Consider the following 4,904-nt stretch of genomic DNA (forward strand, 5'->3'; position numbering starts at 1 on the left):
GTGGGTTTTCGGACTGCTTCGCTTTACGTCCGAAAACCCACCCCGGAGGCCCCGCCCCCTTCCGTGAGTGAACGGGGCCCCGCCCCGGTGGGGAGATGGTAAAGACCAGCAGAAGCTCGGCTGCGCCCGTGAGGGTCAGCGGGCGGATGTCCGGTGGAGTACGAGGAGGTCTGCGGCGCCGCCGAGGATGACGTAGGTGGATCTGGGGTGGCGGGCGGTGGCGTCGGTGAGGGCCTGTCGTGGGGTGCGGTTGTCGTGCAGTTGCACGGCTATGTAGTCGGGGGCGAGACCGCCGGTGTCGCCGGTCCAGAAGACCCGGGTGCGGCCGGTGAGGCGGCTCAGCGGCCGGATGTCGGACTCCACGCTCGCGCCGTCGGGTATCCGGTCGAGCAGCCGCTCGGCGGCGGTGACGGTGGCGGGTTTGCGGTAGGTGGCGCCCTCGGTGAGGCGGGCCAGGGGGAGTGCGGTGGTCAGCGCGAGGGCGGCGGCCAGCACGGCGGCCGGCAGATGGTGGGCGTACGAGCGCAGCCAGGGGCGGGTGGAGACCCGGGCCTGCGGCAGGGCGTCGACCAGGGCGAGGAAGACCACCGGCATCAGAACGGCGTTGTAGTGCCAGTCGATGCCCCAGTAGTGCGGCTCGTGGGAGAGGAACCGCCAGCCGAGGGTGGGCAGCGCGACCAGGAGGAGGGGGGAGCGCAGGGCGAGCAGACCGGTGGTGGGCAGCAGGACCCAGAGCGTGGTGCGCAGGGCGGTGTCGAGGGGGATGGTGGCGCCGCCGCCGTCGGCACCGAATTTGCTCCAGTAGTCGTACGAGCCGGAGCCGTTGAAGCCGGGGATGATCACGCCGAGGGTGACGGCGGTGGCGCTGAGGCCGAACGCGACCAGACCGATGCTCAGGGGGCTGGCGCGGCGGGTGCGGATCAGGGCGAGCGCGCCGATGGCGGCCGCGGTGACCCCCAGGTCCTCCTTGACCAGCACCAGGGGCGCGGCCCAGCACACCGCCGCGGTCCAGCGTCCGCGCAGCACGGCCTCCAGTGCGAAGGCGATCAGTGGCAGCGCGAAGGCGATCTCGTGGAAGTCGAAGTCGACGGCCTTCTGTACGCCCCAGGACAGGCCGTACGCGGCGCCGAGGGCCAGGCCGGGGAGCCGGCCCAGGTAGCGGGCGGCGGCGCGGGCGACCGGTATCGCGGACAGCGCGAACAGCGCGGCCTGGGCGATCAGCAGGGTCAGGGGTGAGGGGAACAGCCGGTAGAAGGGCGCGAGCACGATCAGGACCGGGCTGAAGTGGTCGCCGAGGATGTTGGTGCCGGGGCCCTTGAGGTCGACGATCGGCGCCTGGAAGTGGGCGTAGCCCCGTACGGCCTGTTCGAAGATGCCCAGGTCCCAGGAGGAACTGCCCATCGAGCGGAAGCGGCAGACGGCCAGCAGGGCGTACGCGACGAACAGGAACGCGGCGGTCCAGTACGGGTCGAGGTGCGGGGCGCGCAGCGGGACCGTGCGGTCGCGCAGTCGGCGGGCGGTGCGCCGCAGGGCACCGGGGTGGTCCGGCGGTGTGCCGGTGGTCGCGGTCGCGGGGCCGGCCGGGGCGGCCCGGGGCGGTGGCACGGTGCCGCCGTCTTCCCCCGGACTCCGTCCGGCGGCACCGGCCGTTGCTGCGGCCGTGTCCATGCGGGTCCTCACTCTCAACTGCCGAAAAGATACTCGAAGCGGCGAGCCGGGCCGCCGCTCCGTGTGCCCGCCTCCCCCGTAGCCTCAACGGCACGGGTGGGGGTGCCCCTGGTGGCAGCCGGGGGAGCCGCCCCAACCCCGTCCCTACGCTCCCGGATTGGACGCCCGCTTTGATACGGACCGCGCTTCCCGTGACCGCCGCCACCGTGCTGGCCGCCCTGCTGATCCTCACCGGCTGTGCCCCGGACGACACCTGGGGCGGCAGTGGTTCAGACGCCGCGGAGAGCCCGTCCGTTCCCGCGGGGGAGGCGGGCCCGGGCAGCGCGCTGCGGGCCGTCGCCTCGCTGGACGTCAAAGGCCGGGCCCCGAAGACCGGTTACGCCCGGGACCGGTTCGGCTCGGCCTGGGCGGACACGGACGGCAACGGCTNCGAAGACCGGTTACGCCCGGGACCGGTTCGGCTCGGCCTGGGCGGACACGGACGGCAACGGCTGCGGAACGCGGGACGACATCCTCAAGCGGGATCTGCGGGGCACGGCGTTCCGCGGCGGCAACTGCGTCGTCGTGTCCGGAACGCTGCCGAAGGACCCGTACACAGGGGAGTCGGTGCGCTACCGGCGCGGCCGCAGCAAGGTCGATATCGACCATGTGGTGGCGCTGTCGGACGCCTGGCAGAAGGGCGCGGGGCAGTGGCCGGGGCGTAAGCGGGTGGCGCTGGCCAATGACCCGCTGAATCTGATCGCGGTCGACGCGTCGGCGAACCGTCGGAAGAGCGACGGGGACGCGGCGACCTGGCTGCCCGCGTACAAGGCGTACCGCTGCACGTACGTCGCGCGCCAGGTGGCGGTGAAGAAGAAGTACCGGCTGTGGGTGACGCGGGCCGAGAAGGACGCGATGGTGCGGGTGCTGAACTCCTGCCCGGGCGAGCGGCTGCCGGGCGGTGGCAGTCCCACGGAGGCGCCGGCGCGGTTCTCGGCGAAGTAGCGCCGCACACACGGCCGTCGGCCCGGGACCGCGAGGTTGCGGTGCCGGGCCGACGGCCATGTGCGGAGGGGGAGGGGAGCCCTTTGCTCAGAGGGTCAGCTTCCAGTTCACGGCGTCGAGCAGGAGGTCCGGCGTGACCTCGACGTCGAGCTGCTTGGCGGTGGGCGGCGCGTCGAAGACCAGCTCCACGTTGGCGGTGGCGCCGGGGCGGATCGAGTTGCCGAAATCGTGGTGCAGGATGCCGTGCTTGTCGTCGTCGACCTCCGGGGCCTCCTTGCCGTTGACCCGGCCCTTGGTCTGGACGAGGGGCTTGTCGAACGGCTTGCTGCCGGTGTTCTTGATCGTGACGGTGAGCTTGTAGGCCTTGTTGCCGTCGGTGTGGCCGCTGACGAGGGTGCTCGGGTCGACGGTGTACGGGGTCGCCTTCGAGACGGTCACCTCGACGCCGTTGTTGTACTTCGCCGTGTCACCCGGGCCGAGGTCCTTGGCGCTCTGGCCCGAGCCGCCCTTCGGCTGGCCGCTGGAGCTCTCCACCTGCTTGTTGATCTCGTCGACCGCCTTGTTGACCGCCAGCACGGTGACGATGATGCCGACGATCGCAAGGATGATCGCGAGGCCACCCAGGATCGTGCCGGTCACGGCCACGCCCTTGTTCGTGGCCTGGCCCTTCTTGGCGCGGCTGAGGCCCACCAGGCCGAAGATCAGGGCGAGGATGCCCAGCGGTCCGGCCAGCCAGAACAGGACCATCGGGATGCCGCTGAGCGCGCCGATGATGCCGAGGATCAGGGCGGCGACGCCGAGCCCGTTGCGGGCCGCCTGGGGGGCGTGAGCGCCGGTGGGCCCCTGGGGGGCGGGCTGGTAGTGCATCTGCTGAGACATGCGAAGGGGCCCCTTCCGGGCACTCGGATCGATTTCCGCCGAAGCGATGGGTCAATAACAACAGAGGCTGTGAACCGAGTCAACATGAATGAGTGAACTCGATGAGTTCACGCTGTGAAGGTGGGTGTTGAGGGTGCATGGGTATGCTTGCCGACACAGCTGTCGGGGGTCACGGGATGGGAGTCAGCCAGGTGCCGGACAACGCATCGCCGGACAATGCGACGGACACCAAGGCGGCGGATACCGGCGCGGGCGGCCGCCCGACCGAGGTGACCGCCGCCGGGATCGCCCGGCTCGCCGGCGTCGGCCGGGCCGCCGTCAGCAACTGGCGGCGCCGGCACGCGGACTTCCCCAAGCCGGTCGGCGGCACCGAGACCAGCCCCGCCTTCGCCCTCGGCGATATCGAGCAATGGCTGCGTGAGCAGGGCAAACTCGCCGAGGTGCCGCCGCGCGAGCGGGTCTGGCAGCAGCTCGTCGGGCACCCGGCGGGCGCCGCGGCCGCGCTACGGCAGGCCGGCGCCGTGCTGCTGCTGGTCCGCGAACGGCCGGCGGCCTGGCAGCAGCTGCGCGGCGCCGCCGACGACGCCGAACTGACCGGCGTACTGCCCGCGATGCTCGACGCCGTCCTCGCCTCCCGGCTCGGCCCGGAGCACCCTGTACGCGGACTGACCCGCGAGGCGCTCGCTCCGTCCGCCGCGCTGGTACGGGCCGCCGGCGACCTCGCGGCCGTGGAGGGCGCCCCCGAGGCGTACGCCTTCCTGCTCGGCCGCCACCTGGACGCCAACCCCCGGCAGTACACCCTGACCCCACCCGGGCCGGCCGCGCTGATGGCCGAACTGGCCGCCCTGGCAGGCCCGTTGGGCACCGTCCTCGATCCGGCCTGCGGCGCCGGCGGCCTGCTGACCGCCGCACAGGAGCGGGCCGGTGAACAGTCCGCCGCCGACGGCACCGACGGCGGCCCGGTCACCCTGCACGGCCAGGAGGCCGACCCCGACCTCGCCGCGCTCACCGCGCTCCGCCTCGCCCTGAACACCCCCGACGCCCAGGTCCGGGTGCGCGCCGCCGACACCCTGCGCGCCGACGCCTTCCCGCAGCTCACCGCCGACGCCGTCCTGGTCCACCCGCCGTTCAACGAACGCAACTGGGGCCACGACGAACTGGCCTACGACCCCCGCTGGGAGTACGGCTTCCCGGCCCGTACGGAATCCGAACTGGCCTGGGTCCAGCACGCGCTGGCCCGGCTCCGCGAAGGCGGCACCGCCGTCCTCCTGATGCCGCCCGCCGCCGCCTCCCGCCGCTCCGGCCGCCGGATCCGCGCCGACCTGCTGCGCCGCGGCGCGCTGCGCGCCGTCATCGCGCTGCCCGCCGGCGCC

The 4,904-nt window shown here is 72.9% G+C and carries 3 protein-coding genes and 1 pseudogene; 2 read left to right on the plus strand and 2 right to left on the minus strand.

The window, feature by feature from the left end; translation table 11 throughout:
• Positions 1–135: 135 nt before the first annotated feature.
• Positions 136–1,668, minus strand: coding sequence for a DUF2079 domain-containing protein (locus DY245_RS18135; RefSeq protein ID WP_128508304.1), 1,533 nt, complete (start codon positions 1,666–1,668; stop codon positions 136–138).
• A 430-nt stretch (positions 1,669–2,098) separates the two neighbouring features.
• Here DY245_RS18135 and DY245_RS18140 point away from each other — a divergent pair.
• A pseudogene (locus DY245_RS18140) lies at positions 2,099–2,652 on the plus strand (HNH endonuclease family protein); the annotation flags it as partial.
• An 87-nt stretch (positions 2,653–2,739) separates the two neighbouring features.
• On the opposite strand, the gene DY245_RS18145 reads toward DY245_RS18140, so the two are convergent.
• Positions 2,740–3,531 carry a DUF4190 domain-containing protein gene (locus DY245_RS18145; protein ID WP_128508305.1) on the minus strand — a complete coding sequence of 264 codons (792 nt, stop codon included), beginning with the start codon at positions 3,529–3,531 and terminating at the stop codon, positions 2,740–2,742.
• A 191-nt stretch (positions 3,532–3,722) separates the two neighbouring features.
• Between DY245_RS18145 and DY245_RS18150 the strand changes: the two genes are divergently transcribed.
• Positions 3,723–4,904, plus strand: a 1,182-nt coding sequence (locus tag DY245_RS18150) for an N-6 DNA methylase (protein WP_425329405.1), incomplete at its 3' end; no start/stop codon positions are given.

This window comes from Streptomyces inhibens (assembly GCF_003389455.1).
Taxonomy (GTDB): domain Bacteria; phylum Actinomycetota; class Actinomycetes; order Streptomycetales; family Streptomycetaceae; genus Streptomyces; species Streptomyces inhibens.